The organism is Kitasatospora sp. NPDC054939, assembly GCF_053610105.1.
On the sequence record NZ_JBSGXP010000002.1, the window covers coordinates 124,728 to 145,309 of the forward strand.

The following is a 20,582-nucleotide window of genomic DNA, read 5'->3' on the forward strand; positions in this document are numbered from 1 at the left end:
CGGCCCTCAGTTGAGCATCTTGTACAGCGCGGGGAAGACGATCAGTGCGGTCATCAGCAGGGTCAGGGCGGCGCCCGGCGCGACCATCCGCTCGCTGTCGGAGTTCGCCCGGGCGAGGTCCTCGGCGAGCAGTTCGCCGCGCAGGCCCTTGGCGCGGGCCCGCAGGGTGTCGTAGACGGCCGCCCCGTCGGTGCCGGAGAGCCGCATGATGTCGGCGACGTCCTGCAGCGGGGTCAGTCCGAGCTCGACGGCGAGCGCGTCCAGGCCCTCCCAGGGCGGCAGCCGGTCGGTGGCCGCGCGGTCCAGGGCGTCCCTGATCCGGCGGAAGACGGTGCCGCGCCCCACGGTGGCGGCGCGGCGCAGCGCCTCGGCGGGCCCGCAGTCGGCGGCCCGCTCCAGCGCGACGAGTTCGAGGTACGCGGCGATGCCGTGCAGGTACTCGGTGCGGGCCTCCTTGGCCTCACCGCGCACGATGGCGTCGGGCACGAACCAGAGCAGCCCGCCGAGCAGCGGCCCGAGCACCAGCGGCACGGCGAACGGCAGCCCGATGTCGAGCACCACCGCGAGCGCCCCGGCGTACCCCGGCAGCACCAGGCCGAGCAGGGCGAACAGCAGCTTGTGCGCCATGAACCGCGACGGTGTCCGGCCGATCAGCGCCAGTTCGCGCTGCGGGATGCGGACCCCGGGCAGCGTGAGGGAGCGCTCACCGACCCGGTCGTACCACCGGGGGCGCTCGTCCGGGTCCAGCGGGCGGTCGACCGGGGTGCGGTGCAACCGGTCCAGCGCCTGGCCCAGGTCGGGCGGCGCGGGCCGGAGTTCGGAGATCAGCAGGGCGATGCCGCCCGCGGCGGCCCCGCCGGCCAGGACGGACCACGGCGAGATCATCGGACCTCCCCGAACGGGCCGCCGGCCGGACCCCCGCCGGACCGGTCGCCCGCGGAGCCGCGGCCGCCCGGGACCCGGCCGGCGAGGCCGGTGACGCTCAGCCGCAAGCCGCCGGGCCCGCCGGCCCCGGACGCCGGGTCGCCCGGCTCACCGTCCGCCTCGGCCTCGCTGCGGCGCAGCCGGCCGGTGCGGCTGCGCCGGTCGGCCTCCAGCAGCCGCGGTACGGGCGGGTGCGCCGCGAGCGCACGCATCCAGGCGATCACCGCGACGAACAGCGCGGCGATCACCGCGAGCACGATCTGCCCCAGCACGCTGCTGTACGGCTCGGTGTAGCCGCCGTTGAACGAACCGACCACCACGACCAGGGTGATGATGCCCACCAGCCAGCGGATGGTGGTGCGGTGCTTGGCCCGGTCGGCCTCGATGGCCCGGCGCTGGCGCACCTCCTCGCGCACCGAGTCCGCCATGTCGGACAGCGCCCGGGCCAGGCCGGGGCCGCTGTCGCCGGCCCGCAGGAGCAGCGCGGCGAGCACCTTGTCCGCGGTGGCGTCGGAGAGGCTGTCGGCGAAGGCGCGCAGTGCGTCGTCGGGGCGCCAGCGGGCCTGCATGCGGGCGGCGAGCTCGCCGATCTCGTCCTCCAGGGCGGCGGGGGCGGTGCGGCGGCTGGTCACGATGGCCTGGTTGAGGCCGACGCCGAGCAGCAGCACGTCCGCGATGCGCTGGGTCCACTCGGAGAGCGCCTCCAGCCGTTCGATGCGGTGGGTGTCGGAGCGGGTGGTGTCGAACAGCCACGGCACCCCGAACGCGGCCAGCGGTGCCAGCAGCGCGGTGAGCGGGATACCGGTGAACAGCCAGGCCAGCGGACCGCCGACGAGGGCCAGCGGCACCTGGATGCGGCGCAGCCGCACGACCCGGGCCGAGGCGGTGCCGGGCGCCCCGTACCAGAACACGTGGAGGCGGCCGGCCAGCGGGTTCGGCGCGGACGGCTCCTCGGCGGCCGGGTCGCCGCCGCGCAGCCAGAGCGCCAGGGCGAGCAGGCCGCCGGCGACGGCGAGCCCGCAGAGGACGAAGAGCAGCATCATCGGGCGCCACCGCCGATCCGCAGTTGCAGCGGGGCCGTCCAACTGCCGTACCGGGAGCCGAGCAGCGCGGCGTCGAACCCGGCCCGGCGCAGGTCGTCCAGGCAGTTGGGCGGGGTGTGCGGAACGGCCCTGGGCTCGCCGAGGTCCGGGCGGGGGCCGAAGACGGTGTTGAGCGCGGGCCGGCCGTGCTCGCCGAGGCCGGCGACCTCCAGGACGTGCGAGACGAAGCGGTGGCGCCGGCCGCCGACCGCCGTCTCGTCGACCATGGCGACGTGCACGATCAGGTCGACGGCGTTGGCGGTGAGGCGGTAGGCGAGCGCGTCGGTCATGTGCGAGCCGTACTCCAGGCAGAGTTCGGCGATGCGGTCGACGACCATGTGCGGGCCGCGGGCGTGCAGGGTGCACATCGAGCCGCCCTCGCCGTTGGTCATCACGCGCAGCATCGGGACGACCTCGCCGGAGCGGACCTCTCCGACGATGATCCGGGAGAGGGTCATCCGGAGGGCGGCCGGAATGAGGTCGCCGATGGTGAGTTCGCCGGCCGGCCGGCCCTCGACGCGCTCGCCGTTGCCCTCGCGGGCCTCCATCGGGACGACCTGGCGCAGGTGGCCGAGGGTGTGCAGCCAGAGCTCGAACTCGGACTCCAGGGTGCCGATCCGCTCGTCCGGCGGGATCTCCGCGGCCATCGCCCGCAGCAGGCTGGTCTTGCCGACGCCCTGGGTGCCGGTGATCATGACGTTCTTCCGGGCCCGGATCGCGGCGCCCAGGAAGGCCGCCAGGGTGGAGTCCAGGGTGCCGAGTTCGACCATCTCGGGGAGGGTGGCGGAGGCCACCCGGTGGCGGCGGATCGCCACGTACGGGCGCGGGGTGACCTCGGTGAGAGCCTGCAGGCGCATCCCGCCCTCCAGGCGCAGCGCGAGGGTGGGGCTGGCCGTGGAGAGGCTGCGCTCGCCGCCGCCGTGCTGGCGGGCGAGGTCCTGGAGGAGCTCCACCAGTTCGGCGTCGCTGTCGGCCACCGGCGGGACCTGGCGCAGGGGTTGGTGCACCCGGGAGACCCAGACGTCGTCGCAGCCGTTGATCAGGATGTTCTCGATCTCCGGGTCGTCGAGGTACGGCTGGAGCCGGCCGGCCCGGAACAGCAGGTCGAAGACCGCCTCGGCGAGGGCGCGGTCCTGCTCGCGGGTGGGCGGGATGCCGTGGGTCTGGGCGTAGGCGTCGGACCAGCGGGCGACCGCCTCCTCGATCAGCGCCCGGCCGCGCTGGCGGCGGGTGGCGCGGTCCGGCTCCGTCCCGGTGCCGGCGGCCAGCCGGGTGATCTGCTGGTGGAGTTCGGCCGCGACCTGGCGCTTGAGCTCGCGGGCGACCTGCGGGTCGACGGCGGGGCGGGCGCCCGCCCCGCGCACGTCCAGCGAGGGCAGCTGGGAGGGCACCGCGGTCGGTACGGCCGAGGCGGCGTGACCAAGCGCGTGCCGGTCCTGGCCCGGGTCGGTCTGGGGGTGGGGCTGAGGGTGCGCCTGGCCCGGGGGCACCTGGCCGGGGTACGCCTGGGGGTGGCCCTGGGGCGGGTGGACGGATCCGGGTCGGACCGGGCCGGTCGCCGGGGCCCCGGCCGGGCCGGCCGGGGGCGTGGTCCAGGGCAGCGCCGCCGGGTCGGCGGACGGCCGCTCGTGCAGGGGGCTACCGCGCACGGAGCACCTCCCCGTAGCCGGTCTCGGGCTGGTCGGTCGACGGACGGGCATGAGGCCGGACGTGTGGCTGCGCGTGAGGCTGGGCGGGCGCCGGGAACGGCGCGGGCGCGGCAGGCTGCGGGGCCAGGCCGGCGAACGGCGCCTGCCCCTGGCCGCTCTGGCTGTCGCCGGACCACACGCCGTCGGGCCGGAGGCCGTCCGCCGGGCGCCCGTCGGACGGGTACCCGCCCGTCACCGGGCCGGCCGGAACCGGGCCGCCGGACGCCTGGCCCCAGGCCCCGGCGGGCGCCACCGGCCCGGTGACGATCACCGGCTGCTGGGGCACGGTCGGCGCGGCCACGGACTGCGGCGGCATCGGCCGCGGCGGCGCGGGCTGCGGCACCACCGGCGGGGGTGCCATCGGCTGCGGACCCGTCGGGTGGGGCGCGACCGGCTGGGGCTGGGCGTACTGCGGTGCGCCCTGCTGCCCGCCGTCCCGACCCGCACCGGCCCGACCCGCACCGAGCGGCCCCCCGCCGGACTGCCCGGCACCGACCTGCCCCGCGCCGGGCTGCCCGGCGCGCAGCGGCGGCGCCACCGTCCAGTCCTCCTGCGAAGCCCGGTACCCCGGCGGCAGCTGCCCCGCCGCCGGGGCGGGCGGTGCGGTCGGCGCCAGCCGCTGCCGGCGCCGGCGCACCATCAGCTGCGCCTCGTCGGCCGCCGAGCGCGCCGTTCGCATCAGCTCCGAGCGGACGAACCGGCGGTCCGCGGTGTCCCCGCCGTCCGAGAGGGTGCGGGCGGTGCGCGGTGCGTACGGCAGCAGGCCGAGCACCGGCAGTCCGAACTCCCGGGAGACCTCGTTGGCCGAGTACGGGCCCTCGGCGACCAGCAGCAGCCCGAGGGAGTCGGCCCCAGCCCCGGCGGACGCCAGGTCCTCGGCGAGGGCGGCCAGCCGGGGGCGGGCCGCACTCAGCCCGCGCAGCGTGGTGCGCACGGTGGCGGCGACCACGTCCGCCCGCCGGGCCAGCACGGCGCTGGCGCCGGTGGCGCCGGAGCGGCCGAGGTCGAGGAGCACGTCGTAGCCCTGCGGCTCCAGCCCGTGCAGCACCTCCATCAGCGGCTCCCAGGTGTAGGCGAGACCGGGGGCCTGGGTGGGGTCGGTCAGGCCGGGCAGCAACAGCCGCTCGGCGCTGCCGTCGGGCGACAGGTCGATCAGCTGCTCCCAGAGCGCCTGGCCGAGCAGGCCGCGCCGGTCGGCCACGGCCAGGTTGCGCAGCCCGTACACCGCCTCGACGCGGCCCTCCAGGGCGCCGGCCAGGACGGCGCCGCCGTCGGGGTCGCACTCGACGAGCAGGATCCGCCGGCCCGGCTGGAGCGGCCAGGCCAGCAGCAGGGCGAGGGCCGTGCTGGTCGCGCCCGGTGCGCCGGTGCCGCCGGCGACCGCGATCACCGCCATCAGGCACCACCCGCCCTGCCGGACGACGGCGCGGTCGCCTGGGGCTGGCCCGGCGTCTGCCCGGCGGGCTGCCCCGGCTGGGCGGCCGGACCGGACGACTGCGGGCTCGCCGCGGGGCTGCCGGCGCCGGCGGCCGGGGTCTCGGAGCCGACCGCGGGCGTGCCGCCGGCGCTGCGGGCGGCGAGGGTGACCTGGATCCGCCCGCTCGCCACCCAGGCGGCCAGCGCGTCCGCCCGCCCGGTGGGCACGGCCACGTCGACGACCTGGCTGCCGTCGGTGTCGGTCTTGCCGACGGCGGTGACGGTGGCCGGCATCGACTCGGCCCGCGCGGCGCCGCCCTCGGGGGTGTACACCACGACGACCGGCACCCCGGCCTGCAGCCGGGTGGCCGGCAGCTGGGTGCGCTTGGCGTAGACGCCGACGACGCCGTACCCCGGGGGCACCGTCAGCTCCTTGGCGAGGTCGGCCTTCACCAGCAGCGCCCCGCGCCGCAGGTCGGTGGTGGCCCGCATGCCGACGGCGGCGGTGCGGTCGGAGGCCGACAGCGGCTTGAGCGCCGGGTCGCTCGCGATCCGGGCGACCACGAGGTCCGCCTCGGTGAGGACCTGACCGTAGGGGACGTCGCGGGCCAGGGCGAGCACGGCGACCCGCTGGCCGGTGCTGTTGTAGAGCACCGCACCGCCGAGTCCGCCGGCGGCTATCAGCGCCACCGACATCGCCAGGACGGCCGGCCGGCGGCGGCGCGCCCGCAGGGTCCGCCCGGGGACGTGCGGCGCACCGCGCCCCTGCTCGGGTGCGGTGGACCCCGGCATCGTGATCGTACGGTTCTCCACCGGGTTCCGGCCTTTCACAGCTCGTCAGGACAGGTCAGCGCGGCCGTCTCGTCGTGCGGGTCGGTCGCGTCGTGCGGGGTCGTGCTCGTGGTGCAGATCGTCCAAGTGCGAATCGAACCCGCAGGTCGTCGGGCAGATCGCGCGGGCGGCGGAACCGGCCGGTGGTGCGCGGCCGGGCCGCCGCCCGCGGCGGTCAGTTGAGCACCTGAACCTCGGCCACCCGTACACCGAAGTCCGTGTGCAGGCTCTTGGCCAGGTCGCCGACGTCGGCGGCGCCGGTCACGTCCACCTCGGCCGTCCAGCGGACGGTGACGCCCCCGGCGAAGGTGCCGTCGGGGTCGGCGCCCGAGCCGGCCTTGAAGACGTAGCCGCAGTCCGGAGAGGGCTTGGCACCGTACTCGGCCCGGTACGGCGTGCCCGGCACCTTGCAGGTCACCACGGCCTCGCCGACGTCCCAGACGACCTCCTTGAGGCGCGGGGTGACCGTCACCGAGACGCCGCCGCTGCTGACCGTCCTGGGCGCGGGCACGGTGGCCCCCCGGGACTGGTCGAGCCAGAGCCAGACCGGCACCCCGACCACGGCCCGGTCCTTGGGCGCGATGCCGGGGACGGGCGTGGGGAAGCGGATGCTGTCGAAGGCCGACTGGGCGAGCTGCCGCGGGTCCGCGGGCGCCGGCCCGGCGGGCGGCTGGGCGAAGAACTGCGGGTCGGCGGCGCCCCCACCGTTTCCGGTGAACTTGCAGTTGACGTCGTAGATCGCCCCCTCGGAGGGGTTGCGCCCGCCCCAGACCGGGTCGCCGGCCGGCGGCTGCGGGTCCAGGTGCAGGTAGTAGCAGCCGGTCGCGTTGCTGAACCAGCCCAGCTCCGGGTCGTGGCAGGGCCACACCTGGTCGTTCCAGCTGCACACCTGCGGGCCCGTGCCGCCACCACCGCCCCCACCGCCACCGCCCGGCTTGGGCGTGCCGCCCGGGGTGTTGGTGCCCTGGCAGATCATGTCGAAGGCGCAGTGGTCGACGACCACCCCGCCCCCACCCGGCGTCGGCGGCGACGTCGGCCCGTCCGCCCAGGCGGGCGCCGCCGGGGAAAGCAGCATTCCCGCCAACAGCGCCGCACGGATCGCAAATCGCCCCATCGGTTTCAACACGTCCGCTCCACCTCCCGCTTGAACTCGTAGATCAGCCAACGAGCTTCGGACTTTCGCAGTGAAGCGGTCACGATGTACCGGGACAGCCGCTGCTTCGGGTCCTTTGTCGCGCGCGTGGCGGCATCGGCCTGATGCCACCCGGTCACATCGAGGCAGTCCTCGATCTCCGCCGTCTGCGGATCCGCCTTCAGATCAAGGGCCTTCACCACGGGCGAATTCCGCGGAGCCCCGATCATCACCAGATCGGAGTCATGCAGCTGCTGCAGATTGACGAGGGTCCCGGCGAGTGCCTTTCCGGACGAGTACGCCTCCAGCGCCAATCCGTCCGAATCCGAGCGGCCGAAAGCCTCCGCCTGGGCCTGCCACCAGTCCTGATACGTCCTCAGAGCGGCTCGGGCCGCCGCTCCTTCGGGCCCGTTCGCGGGCACCGTGCTGCCGCCCCGGGAACCGCCGGGGGGAACCGCCGGCGCCACGGTGGCCGCACCGGTCCCACCGGTCCCCAGCCGGTCGACCGCCGACGATCCGTCATCGGCCGAACAGGCACTCAGGAACAGCAGGGCCAATACCGCCCCACCCGCCCCGACAACCCCGGGGCGCACCGCAATTCCGTGCCGCCGCATAGCCCCACCTCGTTGCGACCCGACCCGTTCGTGGGCTGTGGTCGCCAGAAGAAATCCGCCGTCCCGCCGGTACTGCCCCCCGGGGATCGATTCTTCGCCAACCCCGCCCCGCTCGGCAACACCTCCGGCCCCCTGACCTTACGCGGAAGGCGGATCGGTCGGGGTACTTTCCCGCCACAGCACCGCCAACAGTTCTTCGGAAAGCGACAATCCGGCCAATGCACCCCGAACGGCGGCCCGATTGCGCATCAGCAGGCGCCCGCCCGGCGGGGGTTCGAGCAGCCGTGCCCCCGATGCGCCCTCGGCGCACAACCCCGCGACGGCCGGCTGCAGCTCGACCGGCCCCACCGCGGCCGGCGCCCCCGGCAGGCCCTGCTGGAGCACCAGGGCCAGCGCCCGGCTGAACGATCCTTCGCCGCCCGGCAGGACGTCGTCCCGGCCCCGCCGCCCGGGGGTGAAGCGGCCGACCCGGCCCCAGAGCGGCACCCGGGAGTAGCTGAGCAGCTCGCCCGCGCCGTCCTCCCCGCCGCCGCGCTCCAGGGCGGCCCAGGTGTCGCGGTCGGCCACCGCGTCGACGAGCAGCAGGGCCTCCTCCTGGTCGCCGTGGACCATCGCGCTCACCACCCAGTCCCAGGCGAGCCCCCGCCGGTAGGCGTTGTCGCCGGTGGAACCGCCGGTGACCAGCGCGAGCCGGCGGCCGCGCGGATCGGCGGCCAGCTGGCCGACCAGGCAGACCACCAGCCAGCGCCCGGGCCGCAGCGCCGCCTCCCGGACCGCGGTGAGCATGGTGTTGGCGTCGGCGTCGGCCGGGACGACGGCCACCCGGCAGCCCGCCGAGCCGGTGTCGAAGAACCCGCCCGGCAGCGCGTCGGCGAGCAGCCGGGCGCCCTCGGCCGCCCGGGCGGAGCCGCCGTACCCCCGGTCGGGCCCGCCGTCGGCCCCGATCACCACCAGATCCACGCCGCTGCTGACCATGCGCACCCGCCCCCTCCTTGCCGGCCCGGGGTCGCCCCGGCGCCGCCGTTCTCCGCCGCCGGCGGGCCGTGCCGCCGCGGGGCAGGCTACCGCCCCGCGGGCCCGCCGCCCGGAAACCCGCCCGGCCCGCGGCGGGGCTCCCGGCCCGTCGGCCGAGGGACGTTGGGCCCTATCGGCCCCGCCCCCGGGGCGGCACGATCGACTCCATGGACCGTGACGACCGAGTGGAGCCCCTGGGCGAGGACGAGTGCCTGCGGCTGCTCAGCACCGTGCCCGTCGGGCGCGTGGTGTACACCGAGCATGCGCTGCCGGCGGTGCTGCCGGTCTCCTTCGAGGTCGACCGGGACGGTCGGCTGGTGCTGGCGGTGCGGCGGGACAGCGCCACCGCCCGGGCCCTGGACGGCACGGTGGTCGCCTTCCAGGCCGACGTCCTGGACCCGGTGACCAGGACCGGCTGGTCGGTCCTGGTGCACGGCCGGGCGGACGTGCTGCGCGACCCGGAGCAGTACCGGCGGGCGATGCGCTCGGGGCTCCGGCCGTGGGTGGGCGATCCGGACCCGATGTTCGTGGTGGTGGTCCCGGAGCTGGTCAGCGGCCGCCGGCTGCTGCCGCTCGGGCGGACGGTGCAGCGCTCCCCCTGAACCTCCCGGGCGGAACTCCAGGGCGCCGCTCCTGTGCGCTCCGGGGGCGCCCCCGGGCTGGCCGGACCCAGGACCGGCGGCCGGCCCGTCCGGTGCTCCCCTCCCCAAGTGACTTGCGAGTAGGCATACTCTGCCCCCGAGTCCCCGACACCCAGGAGCACGCCGTGACCGCCTTCGCCTCCCTCGCCGACCTCACCGCCGCCGTCGGCACCGTGCTGGGCACCAGCGAGTGGCACCCGATCGAGCAGCCGCGGATCGACCTGTTCGCCGAGGCCACCGGGGACCACCAGTGGATCCACGTCGACCCGGAGCGGGCGAAGGAGAGCGCGTTCGGCTCGACGATCGCCCACGGCTACCTCACGCTGTCGATGATCCCGGTGCTGGCCAAGGAGTGCTACAGCGTCGAGGGCGTGCGGATGGCGCTCAACTACGGTTCGGAGAAGGTGCGCTTCCCGGCGCCCGTCCCGGTCGGCACGGCGGTGCGGGCCACCGCGGAGCTGCTGTCGGCCACCGAGGTCCAGGGCGGGGTGCAGGTGGTGGTCCGGTTCACCATCGGCAGCGCGGAGAGCGCCAAGCCGCACTGCGTCGCGGAGACCATCACCCGCTTCTACGCCTGACCCGGGGCCGGCCCGCTCCACCGCCGCCCGGGCCGCCGGGAACCGCTCCGGGTACGCCGAACGGCCCACCGCGGCTCCCTCGCCGGGTCCGGGCGGCGCACAGCGAGTAACCTCCGACGAGATGGTCGTCGTACCGACTCGGCCCACGGCCGCGGGTACGCGACTCGGCATGCCCCGGCAGCCGCGCCCCGTCCGGCGGCCGGAACCCCGCGTCCTTGGAGGTGCCGTGCCCAGCCCCTGGTACTCCCGACTCGCCGGTACGAGCCCCCAGCCCACCGCACCCCCTCGACTGGCCGGCCGGGCACGCGCCGCCTGGCACCGGGTCCGGACGGACGCGTTCGGCGCCGACCCCCGGGGCGCCCGGCTGGACCGGATCCGCCGCTCCCCGCAGTTCGCCGACGGGGCCTTCCGCAACCCGCTGCCCACCCGCCGCCTGGTGTACGAGCGCAGCCCGCTGGAGATCACCCGGGCGCAGCTGACCGGCAACCGCAACCGCCGGGTGCCCACCGCCGCCGTCCCGCTGCACCGGCTGCTGCCCGCCGAACTGGCCGCGGAGCCCGCGTCGGGGCTGCGGCTGACCTGGCTGGGCCACGCCACCGTGCTGGCGGAGCTGGAGGGCCGCCGGGTGCTGTTCGACCCGGTGTGGGGCGAGCGCTGCTCCCCGTTCGGCTGGACCGGGCCCAAGCGGCTGCACCCCGCGCCGATCCCGCTCGCCGACCTGGGACCGGTGGACGTGGTGGTGGTCTCGCACGACCACTACGACCACCTGGACATGGCGACGATCCGGGCGCTGAACGCCACCGGGGCGGTGTTCGCCGTCCCGCTGGGCGTCGGCGCTCACCTGGAGCACTGGGGCGTGCCGACCGGGCGGATCGTGGAGCTGGACTGGTGGGAGTCGGCGGAGGTCGCCGGGCTGACACTGACCGCCACCCCGGCCCGGCACTACTGCTCGCGCGGTCCGCGGACCAGCGCGCTGTTCCTCTGGGCGTCCTGGGTGGTGGCGGGCACCGACCACCGGGTCTTCCACAGCGGGGACACCGGCTACTTCCCGGGCTTCACCGAGATCGGCCGCCGGCTGGGGCCGTTCGACGCGACGATGATGCAGGTCGGCGCCTACAGCGCGTACTGGCCCGAGGTGCACATGACGCCCGAGGAGGGCGTGCGGGCCCATCTGGACCTCGGCGGCGAGCTGCTGCTGCCGATCCACTGGGGCACCTTCAACCTGGCGCCGCACCCGTGGGAGGAGCCTGCCGAGCGGGTGGTCGCGGCGGCGCAGGCGCTCGGCGCCCGGCTGGCGGTGCCGCGCCCCGGCCTGCCGTTCGAGCCGGTCGACCCGCCGGCCCTGCGGCTCTGGTGGCGGGCGGTGGCCGCGCCGCCGAGCGGTGCGGAGCTGCTCGTGCCGGACGGCCTCGTCCAGGACCTCCGGGACGGCGCGGCGGACGGCGCGGCGGGCGGGGCGGCCGGCGCGGCGCAGGAGGCTCCCAGCGGGCGCCGGCGGCCCGAGTCGGCGGCGGCCGAGGACGACGGCGTCACGGTCTGACCGGCCAGGCCCGACCGGCACCCGCCCGGACCGGGCCGGTCGGGCGAACCCGCGGCTCAGCGCCGGGGGCGGTACGGCGAGCACCCCCGCCGTACCGCCCTCCGCGCCCCGGCGCTCAGCCGGCCAGGACGTCCCGCAGCGCCCGCGCCTCCTTCACCAGCCGGGAGGAACCCGCCCGGGCCGCCACCGCGTCCACCTCCGCGATCGGACCACGCGCCTTCAGCCGGCGGGCGCAGTCCGCGGCCACCGCGACCAGCTCGCCCGCACCGCGCGGCGCCTCCGTCGCGAGCAGACCGGGCAGCGCCGCCGCCAGCACCGGCCAGACCGCGGCGTACGCCCCCGTCGCGGCGGCGGCCTCCAGCGCCAGGGCCAGCCGGTTGAGCTTCACCGTGCCCAGGGCGACCAGCTCGGCCAGCTCCCGGCCGAGCAGCGCCGCGTCCAGCTGCTCCCGGGCGGCCAGCACCAGCAGCCCGTCGACGGCCGCGGTGCGGTCGTCCGCGTGCCGGGCGCCGAGCCCGTAGGCCAGGGCCAGGTGCAGCGCGAGGCCGGCCGGGCCGCCCGACTCGGCGATCAGCGGCAGCAGTTGCGGGGCGCCGCCCTGGTCGCGGTCGGCCGCGTCGGCGAACCGGCCCAGCCAGCGGGCGACCAGCTCCTCCCGGTGGTGCGGCAGGGCCGCCGACCAGTGCGCGGTGGGCAGCCAGTACCAGTTGTCCAGTCGGCGGACCCGCGCCACGCTCGGCTCGGTGCTCGCCACCAGCTCCAGGAACTGCGGCTCCAGCCGCTCACCGGCCGGGCCCCGCGGGCCGTCGCCGATCCCGGGCTGGGCGACCTCGATCCGCCGCAGCGACTCCCACCAGCGCTCCCAGGAGTTCTCGCGGGCCCGGCGGGCCGGCTCCGGGGCGAACAGCACCCGCTGCGAGGTCTGGTGGGGCAGCCCGCCCTCGCGCAGCCACTGCGCCAGCCACCGCCCGGCCGGGGAGTCCAGCCGCTCGGCGGCGTCCCGCACCGCTGGGTCCGCGGTCGGGGTGACCCGCAGCAGGGCCGCGCCGAGGTCGGCGCCGCCCGGCACCGCCCGCGCCGCCTCGTACGCGGCCAGGCGCTCGACCAGGGCCCGCGCGTCCAGCGCGCCGGTGGCGTCGGTCGGGGTGGCGAGCAGTAGCGGCGGCCGGTCCTCCTGCACCCGCCACCCGGCCTCCTCCAGCCGGGCGGCCAGCACCCGGCCGTACACCCCGGTGCGGTCGCCCTGCAGCGGGGTGCGCTCGCGGCCGTTCGGCAGGTACCAGCTGCGAACGACCCGGACCTGCCCGGCGACCGCCGCGGCGACGTACAGGACGTCCTGCGGACGGCAGTCGTGCCAGTCCGACACCCCGCGCCACTGGTGGATCCGCAGGACCGGCGCGAGCGCCTCGGCGAGCGCGGCGCGGTCCCGGTGGGCGTGCCGGACCAGGCCGTCCAGGGTCCGCTCGAACGCGGCGACGCCCGGCTCCAGGTCGGCGAGCAGCGCGGACAGCTCCTCGGCGACCTCCTCCGGGGTGGCGATCGGCTCGCCGAGCGGGCGCGGCTGCGGTGCGGGCGGCAGCAGCGCGGCCCAGTCGGTGTCGGGCTCCTCCCCGCCGACCGGGGCGCCGAACAGCGCGCCGGCCCGGGCGTGGTGGGCCGGGTCGAGGCCCTCGGCGGCGGCCAGCAGCTGCGGCAGTACGGCGTCGCCGGCCCGCTTCAGGTGCCGGGCCACCAGGTTGAGCGCCCGCTCCTGCACCTGGGCGTCGGGGTGGCCGAACGCCTCGGCCGCGGCCAGGACCAGCGCTCCGGCCCGCTCGGGGGAGCGCTTCACCGCCCGGTCCAGCAGCCCGAGCTGGGCGCGGACGAGCTTCTTCTCGCTGCGGAACAGCACCGTCGCCGAGGCCTCGGCCAGCAGCTCCGGCTCGACCAGCCCGGCCTCGTCCAGCTCCCCGAGCCACCGCTGCGCGTGCTCGGCGACCACCGGCACGCCGTCCAGCAGGGCCACCAGGTCGCGGGCGCGGGCCGCGTACTCCTCGGGGGTGGGGGCGAGCGCGTCCAGGACGGACAGGAAGATCCGCTGGTCGCCGGCCCGGCCGCCGCGCAGCAGCCGGGCGGTGGTCAGGTCGATCAGCTCGGCCCGGTCGAGGTGCCCGCTCGCGGCCAGCTCGGCGAGCGCCGACGACCAGGTCCCCTCGGGCCCGCGGTGGGCGCCGTCCAGCACGCCGACGTCGGCGAGTTCGAAGACCCGCGGCAGCAGCGCCGGCAGCAGGGGGTCGGCGCGCAGCCGCTCCACCAGCGGGACGTAGGGGTGGTCCTTCCCCTGCCGGTGGTGCCAGATGGTCCGGTTCAGCCACTCCCGCAGGTACCCCTCGGAGGCGGGCACCGCGCAGCCGGTCCGCCGGACGATCCGGTCCACCAGCTCGAAGTACTCCCACTGCCAGGAGGAGCCGCGCTTGGCGCCGAGGCGGGTGGCGACGTCGGCCTGCCACTCCTCGCCCTGCACGTCGACCACCTCGAACAGGACCGGGTGCCGGAGCACGGAGTCGGCGAAGTCCCGGCCGCCGATCCAGGTCGCGGCCCCGGCGGAGCCGCCGTGGCAGCCCGCGCCGGCGACCAGCAGGGCGGCCGTCCGCCCGGCGTTCCGGCGGTTCCAGTCGGCCGCCCGCTCCTGCTTGCGCAGTTCCTTCAGCTCCGCCAGGCAGGCCCGCCGGCCGGCCGGGTCGAGCTCCGCCAGCAGCGCCGGCACCTGCCCCACCCGGCCCTCACGGACCGCCGTCAGCAGCTCCTCCGTCCCGCTCATCGGGCCGCCTCCCGCTCCGCCGCGCCCTGCTCCGCCGCCGGCTGCGCGCCCTCCCGGACGATCCCGACGGCCAGCGCGTGCTTGCACGGCCCGCGCCCGCCGCGGTACTTGGCCCACCAGAGGCAGGTGCAGCTCAGCCGGCCCGCGGCGTCGACGCGCACCCGCTGGATGTGGTCGTCCACCGTGACCTCGGCGAGCGCGCCGCCCCCGTCGAGCCGCACCGCGCCCGCGGCGACCAGTGCCTGCGCGGCCCGCAGCCGCGGGTTGTGCGCCTGCGCCCGGCCGGCGTCGTACGGCAGCTGCCGGTGGAAGTAGGCGGCCTCCGCCGCGTCGTAGCCGATCTGCCCGGCGGTGCCGAGCCGGGTGAGCGCGGCCCGCACCCGCTCGGGGGTGAGCCCGGACTGCTCGGCCAGCTCGGCGACCTCGATCCGCGGCTCCCAGGCCAGCAGGACGGCGACCAGCTCGGCGTCCTGCTCGGCGGTGCCGGTGGCCAGCGCGCCGAGCACCCCGCCCTCGCCGGAGAAGCCGCGCGAGGCGTCCGGGGAGAGCGTCAGGGTCAGCCGCATGCCGGGCAGCACCACCTCCCAGGCCGAGGCGGCCGGGGCGTCGCCCGCGGGCGGCCCGTACACCCGCAGGGCCAGCGCGTGCCGCAGCACCCGCTGCAGGGCCGCCAGCCGCTCGGGGCCGGGCAGGCAGACCGCGCCGGGCACCGGCCGGGTGGTCGGCCGCAGGGTCCGGCCGGCCGGGACGACCCACTGCACCGTGCGGGCGCCGGAGCGGCCGCCGCCGCGCGGCAGCGAGCGCAGGAAGCGCACCGCCTCGGCGGCCGGCAGCTCGGCCCGCAGGTCGAAGGCGGCGGCGGTGACCTGGGTCTCGGCGAAGCCGCGCAGCCAGCGCTCGGGCAGCGGCACCTTCTTCTCGACGACCGGGCCGTCGAAGGTGGTGACCTCCAGCGCGTCCGGGCCGACCGCGAGGTGCAGCGGTTCGGCCGGGCCGATCCGGGTGAGCGCCTCGCGCAGCGGGTTGTTGACGTCGACGTTGGTGGTGCCGTGGCCGATGTCGTCCCCGTCCAGGCCCGCCGCCAGGACGTCCAGCCGGGCGTACACGCCGCAGCAGCCGGAGAAGGACTCGAAGCGCAGCCGGTCGCCGTTGGCGGTGACCACCGGGTCGAGCGAGGCGCGCAGCAGCGGCTGGTAGTAGCGGGCGGCGGCGACGTCGGCGACCGCGAGCAGCGCGGCGGCGGCCGGGGCCGGATCGGCCAGGAACCCGGCGAAGAAGCGCGGGTTGGCGACCGCCCCGAGCGGGGTGGTGCCGCCGGAGGTCTCCAGGGCGAGGCGGCGGCCCGCGGCGTCCTCGTGGACGGCGGACGGGCGCAGATAGGCATACGCGGCTTGCGACATGCCGAGCACGCTAGGGGCGGCCACTGACAACGCGTCGGGTCACCCGGAGCGGGGGCCGGGACTGGAACAGGTTCTACTTCTCTGCCAGTATGGCCGGGTGACCGACGTGAGCGAACAGGACAGGAACAGCAGGCGGACCGGCAGCGCGTTCGCCGATCTGCTGCTGATCGAGCAGCTGGACGAGAACACGTTCCGAGGCCACTGCCACGCCGGCGCGCCCATGCGGGCGTTCGGCGGGCAGGTCGCCGCGCAGGCCCTCACCGCCGCCGGGCGCACCCTCGGCGACGGCCGCTCCGTGCACTCGCTGCACGGCTACTTCCTGCTGCCCGGCAACCCCTCCGAGCCGATCCGCTACGAGGTCGACCGGGTCCGCGACGGCCTCTCCTACGCCACCCGCCGGGTCTGCGCCGTCCAGGACACCGCCCGGGGCCGGGCCGTGATCTTCACGCTCTCCGCCTCCTTCAAGCACGCCGAGGAGGGCGAGGAGCGCCAGCGCCCGATGCCGCCGGTGCCCGGCCCGGAGGAGCTGCCGGACGCCTTCGCCCTGCTCGACCCCGCGGACCGCGACGCCTTCTCCCAGACCGCCGGCTTCCGGACCCTGGAGCTGCGCTTCGTCCCGGCCGACGCCCCCGGGGTGCCGCCGGCCGCGCCCGGGATGCCCGAGCAGTACGTCTGGCTGCGCACCGGCTCCGCCCTGCCCGGCGACGACCCGCTGCTGCACGTCTGCGCGCTGACCTACCTGTCCGACCTCACCCTCGCCTCCACGGCCGCGCTGCACGTCCAGCCCAACTACTTCCAGCGCACCGAACCGCCCCGGATGCTGCTCGCCTCGCTGGACCACGCGATGTGGTTCCACCGGCCGTTCCGCGCCGACGAGTGGCTGCTGTTCGCCCAGCGCAGCCCGTCCTCCTCGGACGGCCGGGGACTGGCGCTCGGCGAGTTCTACGACCGGGAGGGCCGGCTGGTGGCCTCCGCCGTGCAGGAGGCGCTGGTCCGGGAACGGCTGCCGCGCCCGGCCCGGGGCTGACGGGGGCCGGCCGCCGGTGAACGGCGGGTGGCCGGTCGGCGTCATACTCCTGCGCGGCCCCGGCCCGTATGATGGGCCGGGTGACCAAGGTTGACCTGTCACCACGGCCGGTGGAGGCGATGTCTCCGCGTCAACTGGAACGCCGCGAATCACTCATCGCGGCCGCGCTCGCCCTGGTGAACGAGATCGGCGTCGAACGACTGCAGATGAAACAGGTCTGCGAGCGCTCCGGAGTCGCCCTGGGGACGGCGTACCGCTACTTCTCCTCCAAGGACCACCTCCTGGCCGCGGCGATCGCCGAGTGGCACCGCCTGCTGCTGGCCGACCTGGTGGCGGAGCTGCGCGGGCCCCGGGCCGGGCTCGGCACCACCGACCGCGTCGTGCGCTTCGTCCGCGGCGGCATGCGCGCCTACCAGCGCCAGCCCGAACTGGCCCGGCTGCGGGTGGCGGTGGCGGCGTCCACCGACCCCTTCGCCAGCGAGGCCCTGCAGGGCATGGCCCGGGCCGACAACGGCGCCCTGCAGGCGGTGATGGCGGACGTCCCGCCGGCCGCCAGCGACCTGGTGCGCCATATCGTGGGCCACGCCTGGCAGGGCGAGCTGACCGCCTGGGTGACCGGCCGCACGACCCTGGGCGACGCCCGCCGCCGCCTGGAGGACGTGGTCCGGCTGGTCCTCGCCCCCTACGAGCCGGCCCACCCGGCGCCGTACGGGGTGCAGCAGACCATCTGAGCGGCACGGCGCCCGGGTCGCGGGCCGCGGCCCGCGAGGCGCCGCCCGGGTCGCGGACGGCGAGGCCGCGGCAGGCGAGGCTGCGGCGGGCGTCCGCCCTCCGGGTGAATCGCGGACAAACCGACGCCCGGCTCCCATCCGGACTTCACCCGCGCGTACTCACCGTTCACGCCGCCCTGGAACCCTCCCTGACATGAACGCCCACCCTCCGGCGACCCTCCAGGAACCGCGCTTCCCGCTCCCCCAGCGCCACCGCCGCTACCTCGCGTGCGCCGCCGTCCTCGCCTCCATCGCGCTCGGCGCCCTCGGCGTCGGCGCCACCGTCGAAACCGTCGGCACCCCCACCGTCGCCACCGCCGGGGCCACCCGCTGAGGTGGGCGCCGCCACGGGCTCCGCCGGTACGCCCTACAGCTCGGGGCGGGAGTGGCGGCCGTGGCCGGGCCGGTCGGGGTCGAGCCGCAGCGGCGGGGCGTAGCGCGCGGCGGGGGCCCGCAGGAGCCAGGACGGCAGGCGGGTCGTGTTGGGGGTGATCAGGCCCATCCGGTGCAGCAGGTCGAGGGTGCCCCGGCGCAGGGCGGTGCGGTCGGCGAGGTAGTCGCGGCCCCAGCCGGCCCGGTCGGCGTACTCGTCGGCGACGTCCCCGAGGGCGCCGTCTATCAGTGCGTCGGGCACCGGTACGTCGGTCGCGGTCGGTTCGCCCGGGAGCGGGCGCAGTTCGTCGACCAGGCGCTCGACGAGGAGCAGCGCGGCCTGGGCGAGCGTGTCGGGGCCGGGGAGCGCGAGGTCGGTGAGCTCCTCGGCGGGGTCCAGCAGGGCGACCCCCTCGGCGCGGACCTCGGCCTCAAGACCGAGGAAGTCGGCGAGCACGGCGGGCTCCCGGTCGCGGTGGCGGTGCAGCCAGTCGCGCTGGTCGGCGGTCAGGTCGGCGGCGAGCACGGCGGGGGTCTCGGCGAGGCGGCGGCGCACGGCGGTCGCGGGTGCGGCCCCGGTGGCCCGGTGGACGAAGTCGGCGGCGTCGTCGGCGAGGGCGGGGTGCCCGCCGGGGACGGCGCGGGCGAGGTCCCGGTCGACGGTCAGCAGGGTGTCCCCGGGGGCGTCCGGGGCCGGCCGCTCGGCGATGACCTGCCAGTCGGCCAGGACCGCCAGTGCGGTGGCGAGTTCGGCCGGCGCGGCATGGACGTCCCGCAGGCCGTCGAGCAGCCGGGCCAGCGGCAGGTGCTCCGGGGCGTCGACCAGCAGCGCGAGGGCCAGGGCGAGTTGGGCGTACGCGCCGGGGGTGAGCGGGGTGCCGGTCGCGGGGTCGCGGAGGGTGCGGACGGCGCCGGCGCCGAGGCCGGCCTTGTGGAGGCGGGCGTGCCGGGGGCCGACGACCAGGCGGTAGCCGAGCAGGGCGTCGAAGCGTTCGACCAGCCAGTCGCGGTGACGCCGGATCAGCGGGAAGCCCTCGGCGTGCGGGCCGGCGGCGGTGACCAGCGGGTGGGCGAGCAGCAGCCGGGCGGCGATGCGGCGTTCGGCGGCGGTGCCCGCGGTGACGGAGCGGTCCTGCGGGGCGGCGGACGGGCCGCAGCGTTCGGGCCTGCGGTGCCGGCCGGGGGCGGTCGGCCCGGGGAGCGCGGCTCCCTCGCGCCGGGCGGCGCGGCGCAGACCGCCACGGGCGGTGCGGGACTCGCGCACGCGCAGCGTCGCGGAGTCGTACGCGGTGGGACCGTGCCACCAGCTGACCGCGGCCCCGGCGGTGTCCCCGGCCGCGTCCTCGGCGGGGGCGCCGAAGTGCCGGGCGGGGTACAGGCCGAACGCGGCGGCGCACAGGTCGTGGGCGGCCTGCGGTTCGGCGGCGGCGAACCAGTGGGCGAGGCGCAGCAGTCCGGGGTCGGGCGACAGCCGCTCGCCGTCGGGGCCCGGCTCGGGGGCCACCCGCTCGCGGGCGGGCGGCCGGCCCTGCGACAGCACGCGGGCGGCCGGGGCCGTGGCGCCCGGCTGCGGGGCGTCAGGACGGCCTGCGCGTACGGCGGCTCCGGCAGTCACGGTCACCCGTCCCGCCCCTCCCGTGCGTCCGTCCGACGCGCCACCGGACACCCGCGGGGTGCCGGACGCGTATTCGTGCTGCTTCATGTCGTCGACCAGACTAGACGGTGGCCGGGGCCCCGGGTGGCCGCAACCGGGGTGCGGGGGCGAATCCGGCCGGGACCCGCCCCGCCACCGCTCGCTACGCACGGGTAACAATGTCTTCCGCGGGCCGCCGGTGTCGCCTAGGGTGCCGGGAAACCCCGCCGGCGGCCGCCGTTGCGCCGCCGGCGCCACCGGCCCGCCGTGAACGACCGACTCCCCGAAGGACTCCGCCGCATGAGCATCCGTACGACCGCCCGCGCCGTCCTGTCCCGCCGGCGGGGCTCCGCCGGCGGGCTGCTCGGCGGTTTCGCCGCCGTCTCGGCGGCGCACCTGGGGGCGATCCTGGGCGGTTCCGAGGTGCTGCGGCACGCCACCAAGCCCGCCCTGATGCCGCTGCTGGCCGCGCACACCGGCGCCGCGGCGGCGGGGGCGACGGCCGTCGGGGCGACCGCCGCGGGCCTGGCCGCGGCCGAGGGCGCGCCGAAGCTGCTGGTGCCGGCGCTGCTGCTGAGCACCGGCGGCGACGTGCTGCTCCAGCTCGGCCGGGACGCGGCGTTCCTGGCCGGCATGGGCTCCTTCGCGGCGGCGCACGTCTGCTACGTCACGATGTTCGTCCGCCACGGGGCGCTGACCGACCGGCGCCGGGCGCTGCTGGTGGCGGCGGCGTACGCGACGGCGTGGGCCGCGATGATCGGTCAGCTCTGGCCGGACCTCGGCGATCTGCAGGTCCCGGTGGCCGGCTACAGCCTGCTGCTGACCGCGACGGCGGTGACCTCGACGGGGCTGGGGTGGCGGACGGGCCTGGGCGGGGCGCTGTTCCTGCTCTCCGACACGCTGATCGCCACCAAGCTCGCGAAGTGGCAGGAGCTGCCGGGGCATCAGTTCTGGATCATGGCGACGTACATCCTGGCGCAGTACCTGCTGGCCACCGGCACCCTCCGGGCGGTCCGCGAGCGCTCGGCCGACGGCACCGACCGCACCGGGGGCGCGGCGCGGCCCGCCACCGCCTGAGCGGCGGGCGCCCGGACACACGGACACACGGGCGCCGCCGGAC

At 77.1% G+C, this 20,582-nt stretch carries 18 protein-coding genes; 7 read left to right on the forward strand and 11 right to left on the reverse strand.

Annotated elements, in window-relative coordinates; genetic code table 11:
- Positions 1 to 6: 6 nt before the first annotated feature.
- From ACWGB8_RS01295 to ACWGB8_RS01330, 8 genes are all read right to left on the reverse strand, one after another.
- On the reverse strand, positions 7 to 885 hold the full coding sequence (locus ACWGB8_RS01295) for a hypothetical protein (protein ID WP_452209019.1): 879 nt from the start codon (positions 883 to 885) through the stop codon (positions 7 to 9).
- A complete protein-coding gene (locus tag ACWGB8_RS01300) occupies positions 882 to 1,967 on the reverse strand; it encodes a type II secretion system F family protein (protein ID WP_452209021.1) in 1,086 nt (361 codons plus the stop codon). Before ACWGB8_RS01300 ends, ACWGB8_RS01295 begins: the two co-directional genes overlap by 4 nt.
- A complete protein-coding gene (locus ACWGB8_RS01305) occupies positions 1,964 to 3,655 on the reverse strand; it encodes a CpaF family protein (protein ID WP_452209023.1) in 1,692 nt (563 codons plus the stop codon). Before ACWGB8_RS01305 ends, ACWGB8_RS01300 begins: the two co-directional genes overlap by 4 nt.
- Positions 3,645 to 5,090: a hypothetical protein gene (locus tag ACWGB8_RS01310; RefSeq protein WP_452209025.1), complete on the reverse strand. Its 1,446-nt coding sequence runs from the start codon at positions 5,088 to 5,090 to the stop codon at positions 3,645 to 3,647. The genes ACWGB8_RS01305 and ACWGB8_RS01310 overlap by 11 nt, the downstream gene beginning before the upstream one ends.
- Positions 5,090 to 5,902 (reverse strand): SAF domain-containing protein, encoded by an 813-nt coding sequence (locus tag ACWGB8_RS01315; protein ID WP_452209027.1) that lies wholly within the window; start codon positions 5,900 to 5,902, stop codon positions 5,090 to 5,092. Before ACWGB8_RS01315 ends, ACWGB8_RS01310 begins: the two co-directional genes overlap by 1 nt.
- A 214-nt stretch (positions 5,903 to 6,116) precedes the next feature.
- Positions 6,117 to 7,016 (reverse strand): hypothetical protein, encoded by a 900-nt coding sequence (locus ACWGB8_RS01320; RefSeq protein WP_452209029.1) that lies wholly within the window; start codon positions 7,014 to 7,016, stop codon positions 6,117 to 6,119.
- 44 nt (positions 7,017 to 7,060) lie between these two features.
- On the reverse strand, positions 7,061 to 7,630 hold the full coding sequence (locus tag ACWGB8_RS01325) for a hypothetical protein (RefSeq protein WP_452209030.1): 570 nt from the start codon (positions 7,628 to 7,630) through the stop codon (positions 7,061 to 7,063).
- Positions 7,631 to 7,825: 195 nt separating this feature from the next.
- Entirely contained in the window at positions 7,826 to 8,668 is an 843-nt protein-coding gene (locus ACWGB8_RS01330) for a hypothetical protein (RefSeq protein ID WP_452209032.1), read from the reverse strand.
- Positions 8,669 to 8,868: 200 nt separating this feature from the next.
- Between ACWGB8_RS01330 and ACWGB8_RS01335 the strand changes: the two genes are divergently transcribed.
- From ACWGB8_RS01335 to ACWGB8_RS01345, 3 genes are all read left to right on the forward strand, one after another.
- On the forward strand, positions 8,869 to 9,303 hold the full coding sequence (locus ACWGB8_RS01335; RefSeq protein ID WP_452209034.1) for a pyridoxamine 5'-phosphate oxidase family protein: 435 nt from the start codon (positions 8,869 to 8,871) through the stop codon (positions 9,301 to 9,303).
- Between the two features lie 164 nt (positions 9,304 to 9,467).
- Complete coding sequence (locus ACWGB8_RS01340) at positions 9,468 to 9,920, forward strand: MaoC family dehydratase (protein WP_452209036.1); 453 nt, start codon at positions 9,468 to 9,470, stop codon at positions 9,918 to 9,920.
- Positions 9,921 to 10,209: 289 nt separating this feature from the next.
- Positions 10,210 to 11,460, forward strand: a complete 1,251-nt coding sequence (locus tag ACWGB8_RS01345) for an MBL fold metallo-hydrolase (protein WP_452209067.1) — start codon at positions 10,210 to 10,212, stop codon at positions 11,458 to 11,460.
- Between the two features lie 115 nt (positions 11,461 to 11,575).
- Here ACWGB8_RS01345 and ACWGB8_RS01350 read toward each other — a convergent pair whose 3' ends face one another.
- Together ACWGB8_RS01350 and ACWGB8_RS01355 are read right to left on the reverse strand one after the other, a co-directional pair.
- On the reverse strand, positions 11,576 to 14,260 hold the full coding sequence (locus ACWGB8_RS01350) for a DUF6493 family protein (RefSeq protein WP_452209037.1): 2,685 nt from the start codon (positions 14,258 to 14,260) through the stop codon (positions 11,576 to 11,578).
- Positions 14,257 to 15,660: an SWIM zinc finger family protein gene (locus ACWGB8_RS01355; RefSeq protein WP_452209039.1), complete on the reverse strand. Its 1,404-nt coding sequence runs from the start codon at positions 15,658 to 15,660 to the stop codon at positions 14,257 to 14,259. Before ACWGB8_RS01355 ends, ACWGB8_RS01350 begins: the two co-directional genes overlap by 4 nt.
- A gap of 97 nt (positions 15,661 to 15,757) precedes the next feature.
- Here ACWGB8_RS01355 and ACWGB8_RS01360 point away from each other — a divergent pair, with 97 nt between their 5' ends.
- The 3 genes from ACWGB8_RS01360 to ACWGB8_RS01370 all read left to right on the forward strand — a co-directional run bounded on the left by ACWGB8_RS01360 (position 15,758) and on the right by ACWGB8_RS01370 (position 17,791).
- Positions 15,758 to 16,687, forward strand: a complete 930-nt coding sequence (locus tag ACWGB8_RS01360; protein WP_452209041.1) for an acyl-CoA thioesterase — start codon at positions 15,758 to 15,760, stop codon at positions 16,685 to 16,687.
- 80 nt (positions 16,688 to 16,767) lie between these two features.
- Positions 16,768 to 17,418, forward strand: coding sequence for a TetR/AcrR family transcriptional regulator (locus ACWGB8_RS01365; protein ID WP_452209043.1), 651 nt, complete (start codon positions 16,768 to 16,770; stop codon positions 17,416 to 17,418).
- A 193-nt stretch (positions 17,419 to 17,611) separates the two neighbouring features.
- Entirely contained in the window at positions 17,612 to 17,791 is a 180-nt protein-coding gene (locus ACWGB8_RS01370; protein ID WP_452209045.1) for a hypothetical protein, read from the forward strand.
- A 33-nt stretch (positions 17,792 to 17,824) separates the two neighbouring features.
- Here ACWGB8_RS01370 and ACWGB8_RS01375 read toward each other — a convergent pair whose 3' ends face one another.
- The gene (locus ACWGB8_RS01375; RefSeq protein WP_452209047.1) at positions 17,825 to 19,450 is read right to left on the reverse strand and encodes a DUF2398 family protein; all 1,626 of its coding nucleotides are present in this window, start codon (positions 19,448 to 19,450) and stop codon (positions 17,825 to 17,827) included.
- A 312-nt stretch (positions 19,451 to 19,762) separates the two neighbouring features.
- Between ACWGB8_RS01375 and ACWGB8_RS01380 the strand changes: the two genes are divergently transcribed.
- Positions 19,763 to 20,539 carry a lysoplasmalogenase gene (locus ACWGB8_RS01380; RefSeq protein WP_452209049.1) on the forward strand — a complete coding sequence of 259 codons (777 nt, stop codon included), beginning with the start codon at positions 19,763 to 19,765 and terminating at the stop codon, positions 20,537 to 20,539.
- Positions 20,540 to 20,582: the final 43 nt, after the last annotated feature.

Coding starts and splice junctions, on each gene's coding strand:
- ACWGB8_RS01380 (WP_452209049.1), top strand. CDS start 19,763: ATGAGCATCCGTACGACCGCCCGCGCCGTCCTGTCCCGCCGGCGGGGC.
- ACWGB8_RS01315 (WP_452209027.1), bottom strand. CDS start 5,902: ATGCCGGGGTCCACCGCACCCGAGCAGGGGCGCGGTGCGCCGCACGTC.
- ACWGB8_RS01335 (WP_452209034.1), top strand. CDS start 8,869: ATGGACCGTGACGACCGAGTGGAGCCCCTGGGCGAGGACGAGTGCCTG.
- ACWGB8_RS01310 (WP_452209025.1), bottom strand. CDS start 5,090: ATGGCGGTGATCGCGGTCGCCGGCGGCACCGGCGCACCGGGCGCGACC.
- ACWGB8_RS01355 (WP_452209039.1), bottom strand. CDS start 15,660: ATGTCGCAAGCCGCGTATGCCTATCTGCGCCCGTCCGCCGTCCACGAG.
- ACWGB8_RS01300 (WP_452209021.1), bottom strand. CDS start 1,967: ATGATGCTGCTCTTCGTCCTCTGCGGGCTCGCCGTCGCCGGCGGCCTG.
- ACWGB8_RS01370 (WP_452209045.1), top strand. CDS start 17,612: ATGAACGCCCACCCTCCGGCGACCCTCCAGGAACCGCGCTTCCCGCTC.
- ACWGB8_RS01295 (WP_452209019.1), bottom strand. CDS start 885: ATGATCTCGCCGTGGTCCGTCCTGGCCGGCGGGGCCGCCGCGGGCGGC.
- ACWGB8_RS01350 (WP_452209037.1), bottom strand. CDS start 14,260: ATGAGCGGGACGGAGGAGCTGCTGACGGCGGTCCGTGAGGGCCGGGTG.
- ACWGB8_RS01320 (WP_452209029.1), bottom strand. CDS start 7,016: ATGCTGCTTTCCCCGGCGGCGCCCGCCTGGGCGGACGGGCCGACGTCG.